Annotated in this window: 18 protein-coding genes; 10 read left to right on the top strand and 8 right to left on the bottom strand. The window is 41.8% G+C overall.

Annotation, left to right across the window (positions count from 1 at the left end; translation table 11 throughout):
* Positions 1 to 568 precede the first annotated feature (568 nt).
* From K2P83_RS01285 to K2P83_RS01320, 8 genes are all read right to left on the bottom strand, one after another.
* The gene (locus K2P83_RS01285; protein ID WP_292926064.1) at positions 569 to 1351 is read right to left on the bottom strand and encodes a flagellar brake protein; all 783 of its coding nucleotides are present in this window, start codon (positions 1349 to 1351) and stop codon (positions 569 to 571) included.
* Positions 1352 to 1354: 3 nt separating this feature from the next.
* Positions 1355 to 1678 (bottom strand): EscU/YscU/HrcU family type III secretion system export apparatus switch protein, encoded by a 324-nt coding sequence (locus tag K2P83_RS01290; protein ID WP_292926065.1) that lies wholly within the window; start codon positions 1676 to 1678, stop codon positions 1355 to 1357.
* The gene (locus K2P83_RS01295) at positions 1665 to 2714 is read right to left on the bottom strand and encodes a flagellar hook-length control protein FliK (RefSeq protein WP_292926066.1); all 1050 of its coding nucleotides are present in this window, start codon (positions 2712 to 2714) and stop codon (positions 1665 to 1667) included. The genes K2P83_RS01290 and K2P83_RS01295 overlap by 14 nt, the downstream gene beginning before the upstream one ends.
* 66 nt (positions 2715 to 2780) lie before the next feature.
* The gene (locus K2P83_RS01300; protein WP_292926067.1) at positions 2781 to 3116 is read right to left on the bottom strand and encodes a flagellar protein FliT; all 336 of its coding nucleotides are present in this window, start codon (positions 3114 to 3116) and stop codon (positions 2781 to 2783) included.
* Between the two features lie 35 nt (positions 3117 to 3151).
* Complete coding sequence (fliS, locus tag K2P83_RS01305) at positions 3152 to 3580, bottom strand: flagellar export chaperone FliS (protein WP_292926068.1); 429 nt, start codon at positions 3578 to 3580, stop codon at positions 3152 to 3154.
* Between the two features lie 35 nt (positions 3581 to 3615).
* Positions 3616 to 5589, bottom strand: a complete 1974-nt coding sequence (gene fliD, locus K2P83_RS01310; RefSeq protein ID WP_292926069.1) for a flagellar filament capping protein FliD — start codon at positions 5587 to 5589, stop codon at positions 3616 to 3618.
* A gap of 29 nt (positions 5590 to 5618) precedes the next feature.
* Positions 5619 to 5990 (bottom strand): flagellar protein FlaG, encoded by a 372-nt coding sequence (locus tag K2P83_RS01315; RefSeq protein WP_292926070.1) that lies wholly within the window; start codon positions 5988 to 5990, stop codon positions 5619 to 5621.
* Between the two features lie 101 nt (positions 5991 to 6091).
* Entirely contained in the window at positions 6092 to 7543 is a 1452-nt protein-coding gene (locus K2P83_RS01320) for a flagellin (protein WP_292926071.1), read from the bottom strand.
* A 296-nt stretch (positions 7544 to 7839) separates the two neighbouring features.
* Here K2P83_RS01320 and K2P83_RS01325 point away from each other — a divergent pair, with 296 nt between their 5' ends.
* The 10 genes from K2P83_RS01325 to K2P83_RS01370 form a co-directional block, all read left to right on the top strand.
* Positions 7840 to 9411 (top strand): histidine kinase, encoded by a 1572-nt coding sequence (locus K2P83_RS01325; protein ID WP_292926072.1) that lies wholly within the window; start codon positions 7840 to 7842, stop codon positions 9409 to 9411.
* Between the two features lie 16 nt (positions 9412 to 9427).
* Positions 9428 to 10060 carry a response regulator transcription factor gene (locus K2P83_RS01330; protein WP_292926073.1) on the top strand — a complete coding sequence of 211 codons (633 nt, stop codon included), beginning with the start codon at positions 9428 to 9430 and terminating at the stop codon, positions 10058 to 10060.
* 142 nt (positions 10061 to 10202) lie between these two features.
* On the top strand, positions 10203 to 11912 hold the full coding sequence (locus K2P83_RS01335; RefSeq protein WP_292926074.1) for a GGDEF domain-containing protein: 1710 nt from the start codon (positions 10203 to 10205) through the stop codon (positions 11910 to 11912).
* A gap of 206 nt (positions 11913 to 12118) precedes the next feature.
* Positions 12119 to 12919, top strand: coding sequence for a GGDEF domain-containing protein (locus K2P83_RS01340; protein WP_292926075.1), 801 nt, complete (start codon positions 12119 to 12121; stop codon positions 12917 to 12919).
* A gap of 155 nt (positions 12920 to 13074) precedes the next feature.
* Positions 13075 to 14313: an HDOD domain-containing protein gene (locus K2P83_RS01345; protein WP_292926076.1), complete on the top strand. Its 1239-nt coding sequence runs from the start codon at positions 13075 to 13077 to the stop codon at positions 14311 to 14313.
* A 380-nt stretch (positions 14314 to 14693) separates the two neighbouring features.
* Positions 14694 to 15278: a hypothetical protein gene (locus tag K2P83_RS01350; protein ID WP_292926077.1), complete on the top strand. Its 585-nt coding sequence runs from the start codon at positions 14694 to 14696 to the stop codon at positions 15276 to 15278.
* Between the two features lie 67 nt (positions 15279 to 15345).
* Positions 15346 to 15711 carry a response regulator gene (locus tag K2P83_RS01355; RefSeq protein ID WP_292926078.1) on the top strand — a complete coding sequence of 122 codons (366 nt, stop codon included), beginning with the start codon at positions 15346 to 15348 and terminating at the stop codon, positions 15709 to 15711.
* A gap of 144 nt (positions 15712 to 15855) precedes the next feature.
* Positions 15856 to 18036, top strand: a complete 2181-nt coding sequence (cheA, locus tag K2P83_RS01360) for a chemotaxis protein CheA (RefSeq protein WP_292926079.1) — start codon at positions 15856 to 15858, stop codon at positions 18034 to 18036.
* A 73-nt stretch (positions 18037 to 18109) separates the two neighbouring features.
* Positions 18110 to 18622 (top strand): chemotaxis protein CheW, encoded by a 513-nt coding sequence (locus K2P83_RS01365; protein ID WP_292926080.1) that lies wholly within the window; start codon positions 18110 to 18112, stop codon positions 18620 to 18622.
* 78 nt (positions 18623 to 18700) lie between these two features.
* The coding region (locus K2P83_RS01370; protein WP_292926081.1) for an MCP four helix bundle domain-containing protein at positions 18701 to 19617 on the top strand (917 nt) is incomplete at its 3' end.

A 19617-nucleotide genomic window follows, 5' to 3' on the forward strand; every position in this document is an offset into this window, starting at 1 on the left:
CTACCAACCTGAGTTTATTGAACGAAGGTCGCGAGATCAGTGAACTGATCATTGATGTTTTGCACGCTCTGTTGGGAAGAGAAACAAAACGCGCATCTATCGCCAAACGGCACGCAAAGATTACTTGGCCGCGGTAAAAAAAGCGCCGAGCCAGCCGGAAAGTTCTGCGCAAAGGCATCAGGCAACAACGCAATACCTGCGACGCAATTTTCGGTATACCGAGCAACTACTCGACGCCTTTCCAGGAAGGACAGCTCCATTGCCTTATTCTCTGCTGCGTAAATATATTGGATTATTCAGCACGTGATAACCAACAAGAAACCATGTATCGTTTAAAGTGTCAGCGAAGCATGGATCAATAGCATTTTCCTGGTCATGAACCTGATGGTGTGATTGAAGGTTTTTATTTGCCTTTGCGCCGGCAGCTATACAGTGCAACAAAGGAAGATCAAGTTACAGTCACAATGCCTGATGACTTTCTGAGGAAATTCTCTCTAAAGGATTGTATTTTCTTAGCTTTAAGTGAGTTTAAAATAATTATTGCCTGTTTTGGTATGGTTTTGGCAGCTTATTTGATTTTTCTTATTTGTTCTTGCTTGATAATATAACGCTGTATCATGGCCTCCATATTAGCAGCTAGGTCAATAAACTGACATCCGGCTCGCATACAATTTTGTCCATTCCGCAAAGTGATTTCATAAGTATTTTTTACCTGAATAGCGGCATTGATTGTGCCAATTTTTGGAAGCGCAATTTGACAATTGTCATAAATTATTCCAGGATCAAAATTGATAATAGGATGTTGATCAATTACAGCAATACCGCCGCAACTAATATCAAGTAGCGCTACTTCAGCTTTGGATGTTGTGTCTTTTCCAGTAATTGGAATTACACATTTAAGTGGTTTAACAATAGGAGTAGAGATACGGAAATGATTTCTTCGCTGTATACGGAGAAGTGATTGGGGTATGTTAACTGCAAAGGCGTTCTCGCCTTTATATTGTATTTTTTTGATTTGATCGCAGACGAACTCAATTTTTACTCTATTTTGTGTGGTGACAAAGACTAGTGATTTAGACTGGAGTGCCTTCTGGCAATTTCTTTCATTAGTGCCATAATCTACTATCATTTCCTTCTTATCAGGATCTATCGCTATTATTGATGTAAGGATGAAGTCATTTTCATAATTGGGATAGAGCGTGATTAATGAGTTTGTTTGCATAATTCCGCGAAGAATAAAGACAATATCAATTTCCGAATGAATGCGGAAATTTTCATCTATTTCTTCTTGAGAAAATTGCGTGGGCGTGGGCTGTAATACTTCAATAGTTTGATCAGATTCATGCATCATTAATTACTCCGGAATTTTTTGTATGGTTTTTGTGTCAAGGTTATTCGTGATGAGGGGATTTGTTTTTCCTTGTTCCAAACGATAAAGCCATGCCAGTAGCTCGGCAACTGCAACATAAAGTTGCGGCGGAATGCGATCGTCGAGATTTACTTGCATCAATAATGCAACCAGCTCACTTGATTCATGAACATAGATTCCTGATTCTTTAGCACGTTTAATAATCTCCTCTGCAATCAGACCGCGACCTTTAGCAACAACCTTGGGTGCAATTTGCCCTTCCCGATAAGCGAGTGCTACCGCAGTGAGATATGATTTACTCTCTGTCATCGTGTTGAACCTCTACTGCCTGAATATTTAATCCAACTAATTGCATATCCATTGTGAGTGGGGATTGGTTGCTTTTTAATAAGCGAGCAGTATCTTGCTGTGAAGTATTTATTTTAATATTAATACTTTGTGCATTTAGTGTAATAGTGGCGGTAATATCTCCAAGTTGCGGCATTGATAGCCGGAGTTGTGTGCGCCATTGTGCTACTTGATCAGATTCATTTTCCTTTTCTTTTTCTTGTGAGTGCTCATAAATATCCCATTCCATGGGTTGACCCTGCCAGATTTCTCCACGCCAAAACAAATGCCCTGTTTCTAAGGTATTAAGCTGCTGCTGTACTAAAGGTATAGTCTGAGTATGCACTGACATTTCAGGGCTTAGTATAGCAGAAGCAGCCACTTTAGCAGCAGGTAGGTCAGCCGTTACTAGCACTAATTTGCCTTGAGGTTCTTGATGCAAGTTTTCAAGTGTATTTTCTCCATTTATCCATTGTGCCTGATGTGATTCATAGAATAATCCACTTTGAACAATTGCTTTTTGTAATAAACTGGGTAATTCGGTACTATTTATTGACGGACCAGTTAGGATGGGTGTTGGGCTCGTGAGGGAGAGTGTGGTGACAGTATTTGTTGTGGTTATGTTGGCAGATGTCTGCTTTAGCGTGTCTTGCATCAAAGCGCCAAGAAAACGCCCTGTAGTGCTAATTGATGTATTATTTTTCCCGGTATCTAATGGGGCTTCATTTAGGATTAGAAATTTTAATTTCGGTTCTTGCGATATGAAAACAAGCTCCAGTTTGTTGCCAGGTTGAAAATTGTCTGGCAAATACATTTGCAAGAGCTTTCCTGCAACTAACACCCGGGAATTTCCATTTAATAAGCGTGTTTCTATTAGTGCCTGATACTTCTGGCCTTGTGCAAATTCAGGAAAAGAACTTTTTGGATCGAGTATTGCCGTAACTGGCGTTACGGGTGTAATAGGGGTTGCTTGAGTATGAGTCGCGATTAAATCAGTTTTGATGACGGTTGTAATCACAACAGTTTATTTTAATATCGTTTATATTTTCCCAGAAATAACATGTACTAGCACTCTACTGAGAGTTTACAGATTATCAATGGGCTGATAGGCTTGCTGAAGGTTGCGAGTACGTCCATTTGTGTTGAGCATATCTTGTAGTTTTATCATCCACGGCTCGGTGATTGCTCTGATTTTGACATCATCAGCTAGTATTTGAGTAATAATTTTTACTTTCTTCTGGAGTAATTCTTTATCCAATATAGGCTCTTGGTCATGCATTACCAGCATTTCAGTCAATTTTCTACATTCTTGTTCCAGTAATATCAGCTGATTCCATTGGTTATTTTGAGCAGCACTGAGCATTTCCCCGGTAATTGCTAAAATAGCATCATAAGTTATGAGAGCCTGTGTACTATTCATCTATCTTCGCATCCTTTCTCTTAGTGAGAGTTGATTCAAATTGCAGCTGCTTTTATTGCAGTTTGAGTGCCATTAAATTGTCTAATCTCTTTCCAGGCACCATGTAATTCAGACAAGAGCATATTAACTTCATTAACAATCTCAGTATTGTTCTGAATATTAGCGACTAATAATCGATGTGTCATATAGTCGTAAAGTGCTTGAAGTTTGATTGCCAAATCACCGCCTGCATTCATATCCAAGCTTGCTTTCAAACCATGATCAATAATCATGATAGCTTTTGAAATCATCTGTCCTTTTTCTGCAATTTCACTGTGCTGCATGTGCATTCTGGCTTTTGCCAGAGCTTCTTGTGCACCTTCGAAAAGCATTAAAATAAGTTTATGCGGATCGGCTGATTCAACGCCTGTTTCAACACCGATGCGTTGATAAGCAGATACTGCGTTATTCATAGAGGAATACATTTTGTACCTTTTTTATATTGTAAAGAGTTTAATTTTTATGAGCTTGTTTTGGGTAAATTGGATAATTGCTGTTGCAAGAAGTTGCTGGTCTGCGTCATGCTGGCAATGGTTGCATCCAATGCAGTATATTGTGCACGTATCCGCTTCTCGGTATTTTCAAGTCGCCGATTTAAAGTGTCGCGTTGTGCATCAATATCTTTTATGGATGTCTTAATACCATCAACGCGGCTATCAATGAGGCGTCCATTCAGCATTTCACTAACTATCTTGTCTAATTTTTTTCCAAACCCATGAGCAAAATCTATGTCTCCTCTGGCTCCTGTGCCGCCCCCAGTGATTTTGATGACTAGCCCGCTGCTATCTGCGGCACCTGTCAGGGTTTGACCGGAACCTGTTGCAGTGATGCCGTTAATCGTACCCGCTACATCTACACCACTGGTTTCGACAGGAGTGCCAAATAAACTCAGTTTGCCATTCCCGCCCGTAATCGATACGGTTGATGCTGAGCCGTATCGGTTGGAGGTGACAGTTAAGCTACCAGCAGCTTCACTCAGTGTGACTTTGATACCGGCTGAAGAAATTGCTGAGGCACCATTGATTCTTGATTGAATTTCAGCCGCTAATGAAGCTGCAGTATAAGTGCCTGCCGCGAGAGTTACGCTAGCACTGACGCCATCAATGGTAAGATCTAGCTTGTCATTAACCCCTGAGTTGATGGTTAATGCTGCAGCAGTGCTGCCCACTGCGATACCCTGAGTCGCTATTTGGCTGATATTCAGAGAGTACTTACCATTTGCTGTATCGGTTTTGGCACTGACAAATGAAACTAGACTATCACTGGTTTTGCCAACAGAAGCAAATAGTGTTGAGATATCTTTAGTTGGATCGTTCATCACGCTAGATAATTTGGCCGGATCAAGCTTAAGTGTTCCATCTGTCTGAAAAGAAATACCTGCCTCTGTTAGTATGCTCAAGCCACCACCTGCCGTGGTCAGCGGATTAGACATTACGTTGCGTAGCTGAGTCTGAATTGATCGGACCGTTGAATCTCCTGTCAGAATAGATGCCTGCCTGGTATTCGCATCATATTTTGAAAGATCGACGATGGTTTTATTCAGGTCATTAAAAGCTTTAATAAATGAGGATACAGTACTTTGAACACTGGCTGTGTCTCGAGTCAAATTTAAGCTGGTTGTTGTACCAGCATTGGCTTTTAGTAAGTTAAAAGTGACCCCTTCAATAGCATCTGTAATTTTGTTGGATGCTTTGCTGATTGAGATACCATCGATAACCAATGTGGCATTGCTAGCAGCTACAGTTTGAGTCAAATTGGTCGTACCGCCCGTCGAAGCATCATAAACAAGCTGAGATAATCCTGCATTGTCCGTATTAATAGTGTCGGCATCGGTCGTGGTTATTTTTAAGGCATTACTCAAACCAGTATCATTTGAAGCAATTACTAAACGGTTGCCAGAACCATCATTGACAATGCTTGCAGTTACTCCTGCATTGGCCTGATTAATTGTGTCACGAACCCCTGCCAGTGATGAATTATCGGAAGAAATAGTAATTGATTGTGCAGCCTTATCTGGATTAAGCGTAAATGCGCCACCACTGTATGTGCCAAATTGTAGTGTTAAAGTTCCGCTGCCAAGTGTGGCGCTTGTGGTTGCAAAGTTAGCAGATTTCAGTTTGTGCGATTGTGCGAGTGTTTGAATCTCTACAGAATGACTTCCAACTGCTGCTGATGATGTTGCGCTGACATTGGCCAATGTGGCATCAGCAAAATTAGCCGTTACGCCGGTAAATTTTGCCGGATCAGATAGTGCGGAAAGACTGCTTTGGAATGTGGATAGCGCCCCTTTCAAACTACCAAAAGCAGTTAGTCGAGTTTGCTGCTTGGCTTCTTTGTTATCTAGAGCTGCCAGTGGTTGGCGTTCTATAGCCATCAATTGACTGACGATTCCGTTGACATCTAAGCCTGATCCAATACCCGGAGATGAGAGCATTTTTTAGTCCCAGCTATATATAATTTAAATTATGCTTTGTCGTTAAATAACAGCCCTTGCACCTTATCCAATGTGCGGGCTATTTCAATGGCCTGTTCTGTTGGAAACTGCCGGATGACTTCGTCAGTATGTGTATCCACTACTTTAATAATCGTTTTGCCAGTATCTTCATCAATTGAGAAACGCAAATTATGTGCCAGATTATCCACCGCACCTTGGATATTCTGAACAGCCTGTCTTATCTGCTCGTCAGATTCTGTCTTATTATCAACTTTAGGTCGTACAGTTGAAACAGGTAATGGGATAATATCCGTATCAGGCGCGGATACTTTTTTGGCAACCGATGATGTTGACGAAGGCACTGGAAGTACGCCTGTTCCATTTAATTGATTGATGTTCATAATAGATTCCTTAAAGTTGAAATGAACGCGGGAAAGTTTTTTATAACATCCCGCGATCATCAGCTTTACTTAATGCCGCTGCATCATTTGCTACGGATAACTTAACGTAACAGTGAAAGAACATTATTGGGTAGTGAATTTGCTTGCGCAAGGATCGCTACACCTGCTTGTTGCAGAATTTGTCCACGTGTCAGGTTTGCTGATTCAGATGCGAAGTCGGCATCCTGGATCCGGCTACGGGAGGCGGACAGGTTTTCAGAAGTGGATTGCAGATTCGCAATGGTTGAACTGAAGCGATTCTGAATCGCACCCAGGTCTCCGCGTGAACTATTGATTTGAGCCAAAGCGGCATCCAGTGTCTTTATTGCAATTTGCGCATTGGCTGTCGAGGATAAATCCGACGTGGCCACTGAGTTGAAAGAACTGGTGGTAGCGCCAAATTCTGTAGCATTTGAGCCCGCCGCAGTGATTTGGCCATTCGAGCTTGCAAGTTCAATGGTACCCGTTACTGTCGTTGAATCATTACCACCACTGGTTAGCGTTCTTGTGGTTGCTCCGGCAGTGACATCAGCTGTTGTAACGCCGTTAGTGAAATCTGATAGTACGATATCTCTACCATCTGATGTTGACAGCGTGATCACTGACTTGTCGGACGAAGTTGCGAATGAGGCAGTCACGCCGGTTGAGGATTGCAATCCATTTATAGCTGAAGCTAAACCACTCAGGTCAGCGACATCAGTAATAGTGGTAGAAACTGTGCTGCCGTTTAAGGTCAATGCAACAGTACCGACGGCTGATAAATTGCCAATCGTGGCACTGTTAGATGCCGTTGCAGTGATGCCGATACCGGAAGCGGCTGTATTAATGGCGGCAGCAATGGTTTTAGCATCATCGCCTGCTGCATAACTAATGTTGCCGGTTGTTCCTTTATTATTGGCAAGTGTTAAGCCGGCTTCAACAGCAACGCCATTGGCAGCCAGAGCAGCGGCAGAAGCCGTTGCTGTGCCCATTGCTGTTCCATTGGTGGTCAGTATGTGACTACCCAGACCAGTAGCTCTTGAATCACCGATTGATGCAATGTTAATGGTTTGGTTTGCATTGGCACCGACTTGGAAGCTCTGATTCAGGAAGGAACCATCCAATAAATTCGTACCGTTAAACTGAGTTTGACTGGCAACACGGGTTATTTCTGCCGTTAATTGTGCAGCTTCTGCCTGGAGTGATGCACGGTCACTGGCACTGTTAGATGCATTGGCAGATTGCACTGCCAGTTCACGAATACGTTGCAAATTGCTACCGATCTCACCCAGTGCACCTTCAGCGGTTTGTGACAGTGAGATACCGTCATTCGCGTTACGGACAGCTTGATTTAAACCGCGGATTTGTGAAGTCATCCTTTCTGAAATCGCTAGACCAGCAGCATCGTCTTTCGCACTGTTAATGCGTAAACCCGAAGACAAACGCGTCAAGGATGTATTCAATGAATTTTGCGATGTATTTAAGTTACGTTGTGCATTTAATGAGGCTACATTAGAGTTTATAACTTGTGGCATTTGGGTTCTCCTTTGTGATATCTATGTGTTTGGCATAATTGCCAGTTCCGTTGGTTTTCCCCGCAATCCAAGAGGGTTTGTAACCGCCGTTGATTGCAGTTATCGGACACCATTTTGAAAAGTTTAGGATTTCTACTTTCATGATTTATATCTAATCAGTTGGTTAATATCGGCAATTCATGATATAAATTGTTTTTCTCATATAAATTATCTTGTAAAATTAAATAAATATTCAGGCAGTTAATTCGGGGAGTTAATTTTAGAGGTTATATCGGCTTCAACTGGTGGGGGCTGAGATGGTCAATGAGGAAGAACTAAAGATATTAATGGTCGAGCACTCTGCTGAGGATGCGGATCGAGTACTCCAAATACTTGTACAGGGTGGCTTCCAGACTGAGTGCTTGTGCGTTAGCACGGCTTCTGCATTGCACGATGCTTTGATGATCCGAGACTGGGACGTGATTCTGTCCGATTATGATTTGTCGCAGCTAAGTGCGGAGGAGATTCTGCAAGCGATAAGAAACCAATCTCTGGACATACCCTTGATCATCGTATCCAGTCATGTCGGTGAGGAAGCGGCAGAGCATATCATGGCCTTAGGAGCCTATGATTTCATGATGAAATCAAATCTTGCCAGGCTGGTGCCAGCAATAAGGCGAAGCTTGCATGAAGTAGGAAACTATCAGCGTTTCATAACTGCACAAACGGCATTGCAAAAGAGCGAAGCACTTTTTCAAGCGATTACATCTAATTTGCCCGGAGTAGTTTTTCAGTTTCTGCTATCAGTCAATAGAAAGACTTGCTTTCCCTATGTCAGTGATGCCAGTGAAACACTGCTTGGGCTATCGCCCCAGAAGCTGATGGAGAGGCCCGAACTATTTCCGGAATTGATCTTGCCGAATGATAGAGAGTCTTATCATCAGTTACTGATAACCTCTGCAGAACAACTTTCGACCTGGAACTGGGAAGGGTGTATTCAAGTAAAAGGTGATAGTGATATCAAATGGATTAGTTTGCGTGCAACACCCAGGAGAATGTCGGATGGCACGACGCTATGGGATGGCATCATGATTAATATTACTCGAAATAAACTGGCTGAACGAGAGATTGCGCGTTCCCGTGAACAGTTGGCAGAATTATCCTCTTATTTGCAAAAGGTTAAAGAGCAAGAGCGCGCCAGAATTGCACGTGAAATTCATGATGATATTGGAGGGACATTAACCGCAATTAAGTGTGAGCTATTTCCCTGTATGGATACAATGGCAAGAAAACCTGAGTTTTATCAACAGAAATCGAAGTCCATTGAGTCTCTAGTAGACCGTGTGATAGACAGTACACGTAGGATTTCTCTAGATTTGCGCCCAGGTATTCTAGACTGTGGAATCATTGCGGCAGTTCAATGGCAAGCAAAAGAATTTAGTGGTCGTACGAGTATTGCGTGTAAGGTAACCTGTGTAAACGATGAAATAGCTTTGGATTCGGATTTGGCGATAGCGGTTTTTCGTGTTTTTCAGGAGACATTAACGAATATTTCTAAACATGCTAATGCTTCCCATGTTCAGGTAAAGCTTGTGGAGCTGGAAGGACTGATACTTCTGGAAGTGACTGATAATGGTTGTGGTATTACCGACATCGATATGGAGAAACAAGCTTCTTTTGGAATTCGAGGGATGCGTGAGCGATGCCAGCAATTGAAGGGAAATTTCCATATCTCGGGAGATTCAGAAAGAGGTACAAAAGTGACTATTTTGATACCGATGGGTAACCTAGAGTATCAATCCGGGCATGTGGTTGGACTGGAAAATGAGTTTAGAGGGCCCCAACAGCCTGGGCCGATAAAGAAAAAAAAGAAGGTTTCTCGGCTCTAAATAGCCGGAGGTAAGTATGATAAGTGTGATGATTGCTGATGATCATGCAATTGTTCGCCAAGGTTTGAAACAGATACTCAGCGAAACGAGTGACATTAAAGTAACTGGTGAAGCCGAGACTGGGTTTCAAGCAGTCAAAATTGCCCGGCAGCAAGATTTTGATGTCATGTTGCTGGATATTTCTTTACCGGATAGGAATGGTATCGAAATATTGAAGCAAGTAAAGAAAGACAGACCAAATCTTGCGATTCTGATGCTTAGCATGCACAATGAGCACGAATTTGCAATTCGTGCATTAAAAGCGGGCGCATCTGGATACTTGAATAAACAAAGTGCGCCAGCGCAGCTTGTAGTGGCTATTCGTCAAGTTGCAATGGGCGATAAGTATGTGAGTCCGGTTGTTGCGCAGGAACTTGCCAACATTGTTAACTCAGATTTAGATAAACCGCTCTATGCCACATTATCTGATCGGGAATATCAGACTCTGTGCTTTATTGCTGCAGGTAAAACATTGTCGGAAATATCAGCTGAGATGTTTTTAAGCCCAAAAACAGTCAGTGTCTATCGTGCTCGCTTATTAGAGAAGCTCAAATTGACGAATAATTCAGAATTGATTCGTTATGCTATAAAGAATAAATTGGTCGACTAATCTTATTGTGCTCTGAAGTAAACCCAGAATATTTTTTTAGCTTACCTTATCAAATTAAGATTAAGATTCACGGGGATTGGTCGATATTTTTTAACTCCTGGCTTGCTGGGAAAGCCATCTTTTAATTTTTTGACCAGTTTTTATGAAGCCGCTTAACGATTCGAATCCAACTATTCTTGCCCGCGAAACGTTGCGGCAACTTGCATCGCTCAGAATTCCTCCAACACCAGATAATTATCACAGGCTGTATGATCAGATTTCTGGTAAATCTGGAGATGATGTAAATTCTGCAGTTGCAACGATGAATCAACATAAATCTACAGATATTTCCACAGCTGAATCCATTGCGACCTGGGGAGAAACAATCGAAGCATTATTGAAGCAATTGGAAAAAAAGCAAGGTGCGCTGACAACTGCAAAGAAGCGGGAAAGCATTAATCGGGTTCTCGCAAAATTTTCAAAAGATTCAAACCAACTGCATACTAAGCTAAATGCATTGGTCAATTCATGGGGAGCTTTAGCTGCCGCAACGCAAGAATCAAATGAGGATGGGCAAATGCAAGATCCCTCTTCGCAAGTAACGCAGATTGATTCTGAAAAACAAACCACTCAATTAAAGCGTGCAGTTATAGAGCAAAGTCAAGTCGCCGGGCATTTTACTGATCAACTATTGGAGTTGTTAGCACAAATGCTTGAGCAGGTTATCGCTAGGCAGATTGGTGATGTAGCTTTGGCTGAAGAAGCCAGAATGCTCGCGAGTCAAGTGCGTAAAATTCAAGATAAGCTAGAAATGGAACGATTTGCTGCTGGATTTCAACAATTTTGCGGTAAATTTGATGCATATGGTGAGAGCGGCATCAAGTTGCAACAAGGCTTGCTCAAATTACTCAATATGCTCATGGAAAGTACGGGTGAATTACTTGCAGAAGATCAATGGATTGGTGCCCGGATCAGTAAATTGCGCGAAACTATTTCCAAACCCCTGGATCAACAGGTAATAACACAGGCTGAGTATTTTCTGGAAGAGATAACACAAAGGCAAGAAATAATCGGACGCAGCCTAAGTGAAGCCAAGGTGACTCTGAAACAGATGGTGACTTCCTTAATCAGTAATATTGAGGAACTCACTGATACGACAGATGAGTATCAGAATAGGCTTGAACAGTACTCAGAAAGAATCAGTAATACTGACGATATAAAAGAGCTCAATCAGCTGCTGGTGATGATTATGGAAGAAACCAGTCAAATGAAAAAAAGCACATTAAGTTACCGCAATGATTTTTTGGCGGCTCGCGCAGAGGTTGATTTGGCACAGAATAAAATCAATAAGCTAGAAACCGAATTGCATGAAATGGGTGAGAAAGTGCATGAAGATCACCTTACAGGGATACTAAATAGGCGTGGTTTGGATAATGCTTTTGAGCGCGAAACCTCACGCTCAGCACGTCATCAGGTTCCTTTATGTTATGCATTGCTGGATATTGATAATTTCAAACTGCTAAATGATACGCACGGCCATAAGGTCGGTGACGATGCATTAGTATACCTGGTTGAATCGGTCAAGGATACAACGCGTCCTGAAGATATTGTGTCACGATATGGCGGTGAAGAATTTGTAATTTTATTACCAAACACTGATCTTGAAGAAGCAGTACATATCATATCCAGGATACGGCGTAATTTAACCAAGAAATTTTTCTTGCATGAAAATAAACGTTTGTTAATTACTTTTAGTGCCGGTGTTGCTCAACTTCGTACGGGTGAATTACAAGAAAGTATTTTCAAGCGAGCCGATGAGGCTCTGTATCGTGCAAAGAAAGGTGGCAAGAATCAGATACTCACATCTGAATAACTCTATGTTAGTTAGTCGATATTTCATAGTAACCGGTAAATAGTACAGATTTCCCTTTTTATTCATTAAATCCATTTCTGGTTTGCTCTGTTAACGTTGTTTACATGGCAGTCTATACCGGTATGGGTTCTCCTTCGCAATCCAACGAATTATCCCAAAAACTGGAATAGCCTGACATCTTGTGATGTCAATTGAGGAGGATAGCAATGCAAGAAGCTATTAAACAAAAACAGAAAAGAATGCTGAGATTGGTTAAATCGACAGATGCTATTAAAAGTGAGCAGAAACCCATGATTGATTCTGAGGACTATTATAAGCAAGTAGAACGCTACGCTGAACAGATTCGCAATACAAGCAACGCTGATGAAATCATTAGAATTCTTGATGTTGTGTTGTCTGAGACCAGGGGATTGAAATTCAGCGATGAGGTATTTTCTGCGCAGGAGCAAGTAAAGCGCGCGGAACAAAAGATTGAGTCATTGAAAAATGAATTGGAGCTACTAAGGGGGCTCGTACAAACTGATCAAATGACAGGAGCGTTCAATCGCCGTGGGTTAGATGATATTTTTAAACGTGAAGCTGCCCGTGCCGACAGGAATGCACAGTCTTTAGGGGTGGTTTTGATTGATTTGGATAACTTCAAACAAATTAATGACAACTTAGGGCATCAGTATGGGGATAGTGTGCTGATCAATTTGGTTAATGTTGCCAAGGAAACATTACGTCCTTCTGATATTGTTGCGCGGTTTGGCGGGGAAGAGTTTGTGGTTTTATTGCCCGATGTCGAGATGGAAGACGCATTAACTATTATTTCCCGGTTACAGAAAAATCTGGCAAAAATTTTCTCAATTCAAGCGGACACACAATCAATACCTATAACGTTTAGTGCAGGCATAGCAATTCGTTCATTTGGGGAACATCAAAACTCAGTCATAAGTCGTGCTGACAAAGCACTTTATCAGGCAAAGCGTACTGGAAAGAACCGCGCAATTCCTGCTTTAAGTTAACCAATTCAACTGAGAGTTTTCTCAGATACATGTTTTGTTCTAAAAAACATTGGCGCTTATTCATTTTTTAGTTGTAAAGAATAATTAAGAAACATGCAATGAAGCCGATTAGCTAAATCATTTTAATCAAGCGATGGATTAATGCGGGGAAGTAAATGGAAGGTTTTTTTCTTGGGCGGCAACCAATTCTAGATCGTAATCAGAATCTAGTAGCATTTGAGTTACTTTTTAGACAAGAAGAGACTGATGAGAAGGCGACTGTCATTAACGATTTATCCGCATCAGCTAATGTCATTATCAATGCATATTGTCAACTAGGTATCCAAAATGTGTTGGGTAAGCAGCGTGGTTTTATCAATGCGGATCCTGATCTGGTAATGAGTGACATTATTAGTTTACTGCCCGCCAAGCATGTCGTGTTGGAAATAAAAGAAACGGCACTCATTACGGCAGAGTTTATGCAGCGTTGTAACGAATTAAAGCAAAAGGGCTATCAATTTGCGCTTGATAATATCGTTGCAATGAATAATAAAGTTGGACAATTGTTGCCTTTGGTCAGCGTAGTGAAAGTAGATGTACTTGCCGTTGAAAAAAAGGAGCTCGCGGAGATTGTAGCTGAATTAAATCGCTGGCCGGTTTTGCTTCTGGCATTAAAAGTAGAAAACCGTGAACAGGAAAAGTACTGCATGCAGCTGGGTTTCCAGATGTTCCAGGGATATTATTTTGCAAGGCCGGAAGTGTTGGCTGTTAAACGTGCTGATCCAGGAAAATTGTCATTATTGAAGCTATTGACATTAGTGATGGGTGATAGTGATGTTGAGGAAATTGAGAAGGAATTTAAACATCAGCCTGGATTAAGTTATAACTTGATGCGCATGGTGAATTCAGTTGCCAGCGGCGTGCCTCAGAAAATTAATTCTATCAAGCACGCAATCATGATACTGGGACGTAAGCAGTTGCAGAGATGGATACAACTGTTGCTTTATACCGCTAATCAGTCGGACGATAGTATGTCAAATGCATTAATGCAAACAGCGGCAGCGCGGGGAAAATTAATGGAATTAGTCGCTACAACCGAACGTCCGCATGATAAAAATCACCAGGAAAGAGCATTTATGGTAGGAATTCTTTCCTTGCTAGATGTATTGCTTGGCATTGAAATGCAGCAAATAGTTGACAAGCTGGGAATTCCAGACGATATGAGTCAAGCATTATTAGCCCGGGATGGACGTTTAGGTCAGGAACTAAAGTTAATTGAAGCGAATGAGAAGGGTGAGGTTGTTGCAATTCAGTCCATATTAACCGAATTGGGTTTTCTGAGTCTGAACGAATTGGCGGATATTGAGATACAAGCAATTGGGTGGGCCAATCGGATTGGTGAAGCCGTCAACTAATCGTTTTGTTATGAAGTCTTTAAGTTTGATATACGCACCAGCCAGCTGAGTCGAGTTTGGTTTCATACCAATTATCAAAGAATTTCACCAAAATTTTCTCTATTAATTGATTGTGCAGTCTGGAAGTGCCTGTTATGTGGGTTTACTGTATTTTTCCGGGGCTTATAGAACTAAAGTTATACGAGTTTATGTCGTTAACTTACTGAGTAGAAAAATGATTCTCTAATTAACTGAGTATCGTCTTGAGTATTTTGTAGAGCCAGATTTATCAGCCATAAGTCTACAGATAATTCATGATCAAAGCACAATAATACTGGGTTACCTAGATCAGGCAGCAGCATGAATAGCTTTGATCAAGATGAGTAACGAGGAGAAAAGTTATGGCTGAAAAGCAATCAGTAGAGGACCAAATTAAGAATCAAATGGTGGATACACCGGTACCCGAAGATCAGAGTGGAGTTCTATGCACAGCCGAGGCTGATGAATACTTTATGGGTATCAAGGGAGAGTTAAACCAAATTGATCGATTAGTTAGTGATGCGGTTAATAATTTGGTTATTAACTTTAGATATATTAGTAGATTGACCAAATCTCACCATGATATGGTTTTGGCCATTGAGAAAATGGCTGCTCCTGAAGGAAGCAAGCCTATTCTTGAGTTATTGGATAAGCAAATGGATATTGCCGGAAAAATCGAGCAGGAACTCGAAATGGCAATTACTTCATTACAGTTTGGTGACTTGGTCACACAGTTGCTGGCACATACTACGCATCAAGTAGAAATACTAAAAATAGAATTGCAGCGCATTGACCGGCAAGGTAACTGGAAGAAAAAGGTTGGAGAGGAATCCTTGCATACGATACATGAAGGAATTTCGAAAGCAGTTGATGTGGCAAAAAATAAAAATAAAAGAAAACCAGTTGTGCAGCAAGGTATGCAGATGGGTGACATTGAGCTTTTTTGATAGAGATTGTTTTGAGTTCGTATTCTTATCAAGCAAATTAACAACATTAGCAAGAGGAGTGAGGTAAATGGCTAAAACAATACTTGCAGTAGATGATTCTGCATCAATTCGGCAAATGGTTGCTTTTACGCTCAAAGGTGCGGGCTATGAAGTTATTGAAGCCGTTGACGGTCAAGATGCACTGGATAAAGCGAATATTCATAAGGTCAATCTGGTATTAACCGATATTAATATGCCACGCATGGATGGGTTGAAACTGCTTGAATTGTTGCGCAAATTGGCACACTACAAAACTGTTCCTATCTTGATGCTGACTACAGAATCGGGAGACGAGATAAAAGCAAAAGGTAGAGCAGCAGGTGCAACAGGCTGGCTGGTTAAGCCATTTGATCCCAAGCGATTGCTGGAAGTAATCGGTAAGGTTATTGGTTAGAAGTTAATATTTTTTAGGCAGATTAATAAGTTACAGATAACTTTCTTAATTTTAAAGATTAAATAATTTTTATACTTCTGTTTCCTAATTTGCATACTTCTTTAGGGTGTTAGCTTAACAACTCAACTTGGAATAGGGTTACCTATGAGTACAGATCTCGAACAATTTTATGAAATATTTTTTGAGGAATCCTCAGAATTACTTGCGGATATGGAAACATGTTTGCTAAGGCTTGATGTAAATTCACCGGATTTGGAAGATTTAAACGCTATATTTCGTGCCGCGCATTCTATTAAAGGCGGGGCTGGGACATTTGGTTTTACAGATATGACGGAGATGACGCATATGTTGGAATCATTACTGGATAAGCTGCGCAAGGGGGAACTCGAAGTGCGTAGTGAGATGATTGATGCCTTTCTAAAGGCTGGCGATGTTATTAAAGCGCAACTGGCGGGACATCGCGGAGAAGGGCAAGCTGATCCAACTGTTGCAGCAGCAGTTTGTGAGGAACTGAAAAGATTGAGCGATGAAACACAAGCGCCAGCTAAAGAGTTAACGAACCCCGCTACCAATGCTGAAACAGTGCAAGTAGAAGCTGAAGTTGCCGAAGTTGAAGTCTCAACAATAGATGACTCATCGAAACTTACCTACAGTATCGAGTTTTCCGGTACCGGGATGAGTGATGCTACCTTAGAAAATCTATTTGCTAATTTGAAGCAGTTGGGCAACCTGGAAAACTTGACATCAGCCAACGTGATAGATCTGTGTAAATTGAAACTTACTACCGATAAAAGTGAAGAAGATATTTGGGAAACGCTGGCATTTGTAGTCGACCCGGCAACTTTAAAGATTGTAGTCGATACCCGCAATAAAAATGAAGCTATGGCAATAGAGCCAGAGGAAAAGAATTCCATCAGTACTGATGCAAAATCAATAATCGATGAAGATGAATTCTCAATGACTGATATGCCACCCGCACCAGGTTATGGTTTTTTCCCTGGAGCGCCAGCTGCACCACAGGACATTGATGATGCAGAATCGAGTTTGAATTCACCCCAACAACAAAGCGCAAACAATAGCAAAAATGAAGCAAATGCCACTCTAAATAAATCTTCTAGTAAAGCTAATACAGGAGCCGCAGCTCCTGTCAGTGAAGCTTCATCAATACGGGTCAGTATAGAGAAAGTCGATCAAATGATTAATCTGGTAGGCGAACTGGTGATTACACAGGCGATGCTTGCTCAGACAGCCTCTCAGTTTGATCCGGTGGTTTTTGAAAAACTGCATAGCGGGATGAATCAATTGGAGCGGAATACACGAGATCTTCAAGAGTCCGTTATGTCAATTCGTATGATGCCGATCAGTTTTGTATTTAGCCGATATCCGCGTGTTGTACGTGATTTGGCATCAAAATTGAATAAACGTGTTGAACTCAAGACCGTTGGTGAGAACACGGAACTCGATAAGGGTTTAATTGAAAAGATTGCTGATCCGCTAACTCATTTGGTCAGGAATAGCTTGGATCATGGTATAGAAGTGCCCGAGAAGCGTACAGCAGCAGGCAAACCAGCACAAGGGACAATCACGCTACGTGCATTCCATCAAGGCGGCAGTATCGTGATCGAGGTCAGTGATGATGGCGCTGGATTAAACCGAGGGAAAATTCTTAGCAAAGCTAGAGAGCGTGGATTACCTGTACATGACGGAATGACCGATCAGGAAGTTTGGTTACTGATATTCGAAGCGGGTTTTTCTACAGCTGATACGGTTACAGATGTTTCTGGGCGCGGTGTGGGTATGGATGTAGTAAAACGTAATATACAAGGAATGGGGGGGCGCATTGACATTGAGTCAGCATTTGGTGTGGGTACACGCATATCCATTCGCTTGCCGCTGACACTGGCTATTCTTGATGGATTGTCTGTGGCGGTTGGGGGTCAAATGTTTATTGTGCCACTCAATTACATTATCGAATCGTTACAACCGACTGCTGCTGACATTAAAACGGTAAGCGGTCATGGGCGGGTTGTACAAGTGCGCGGTGAATATCTACCAGTGATTGCATTACACGAAATCTTTAACTTACGTCCCAATGTTACCGAAGTACATGAAGGGATTCTTGTTATTCTTGAGGCTGAAGGTCACAAGGCGGCGTTGTTTGTCGATGATCTGGTTGGGCAACATCAAGTTGTTATTAAGAGCCTTGAAAGTAATTACCGGAGAGTACAGGGTGTTTCAGGTGCGACGATCATGGGCGATGGAAAAGTTGCACTTATTCTTGATACTGCTGCATTAGTGATGACATCACAGCAAGAAGCCGTATAGGCGATATTGATCACTGATATGTTTATCGCATACTTTCCCTATTGCATCTTATAAAAAACAAGGGGTTCATGCCATGTCACAAGAGCAAGCAATAGCTGCGACAGCAAAGTCATCCGGCCCGATTCCCAGCCATATGGCTAACGAATTTCTGACCTTTCGTCTGGGTGGCGAAGAATACGGGATAGAAATACTTAAAGTGCAAGAGATTCGCGGGTATGACTCGATCACCCAAATTGCCAATGCACCCGAGTTTATCAAGGGAGTTGTTAATCTGCGCGGAATCATCGTACCGATTATTGATATGCGGATCAAATTCAGGCTGGGCACTGCGGACTATGATCAGTTTACCGTGGTCATTATTTTAAATGTGGCCGGTCGCGTCATGGGGATCGTGGTGGATGGAGTATCCGACGTGTTGACTCTGGAAGCCGAACAGATGCGTCCGACACCGGAATTCGGTTCGGTTATTGATACGGAATATATCATGGGGTTGGGAACAGTCGAGGAACGTATGCTGATATTGATTGATATTGAGAAGCTAATGAACAGCGGTGATATGGGCTTGATTGATCAAAATATTAATTAATGAGTGCGGACCTGTTTTAAAACAAACAGGATTGCAATAATAATCTTCATTAGGGGTAATGAGAACATGTTGAATGATATGAAAATCGGTACCAAACTGTCTGGTTCTTTTATGGTACTGCTTGGCTTTATGATTTTTCTGGGGGTCTTTTCGTTATTCCAGTTAAATAGCCTCAATAAAGCGGCAACTGCAATTACCGGGGAATGGCTGCCTGCCTCGAAAGCTGCAGCAGACCTAAATCTTTTTACATCCGATTTCAGGATTGGCGAAATGAGTCATGTGCTTTCCACATCGGAACAGGATATGCATCATTATGAAAAAGAAATTGCCAATTTGCTTCCTAGGATAGATAAAGCTAGCGAAGAATCCAAAAGGCTAATTTCTTCTCCAGAGGAACAAAAGATATTCGATTTATTTTCTGAACGATGGGGACAATATTTAGCTGCGCATCGTCAACTGATTTCGCTTTCTCGTGCAAATAAAACCGAAGAAGCGCGGGCATTTATGAATGGCCAATCCAAGCAAGTCTATGATGAAATGTCCGATCAATTGATTAAGTTATCGGATTTGAATACTGCGGGAGGAATTGCAGCCAGCGAAGTAGCCGATCAGACTTTCGCAATGTCCCAAACGCTGGTCATCGCATTATTGGCAATTGCCATTGCTATCGGGATCGTGCTTGCCTTGGTGATCACACGTAATCTGTTGGCGCAATTGGGTGGTGAACCGAAATATGCGGCGGAAGTCATGCAAAAAATTGCCGCAGGTGATTTGTCGAGCAATATCGTGGTTAACACAAAATACCCGAATAGCATGTTATTCGCAATTAAAGAAATGCAGGACAGTCTGGTTAAGATCGTCAGTGAAATACGTAGCGGTACCGATACGATCAGCACTGCATCGGGAGAAATTGCTTCAGGTAACTTAGATTTAAGCCAACGCACGGAAGAACAAGCATCCAGCCTGGAAGAAACCGCGTCTTCGATGGAAGAATT

Source organism: Nitrosomonas sp., from assembly GCF_019752415.1.
Taxonomy (GTDB): Bacteria; Pseudomonadota; Gammaproteobacteria; order Burkholderiales; family Nitrosomonadaceae; genus Nitrosomonas.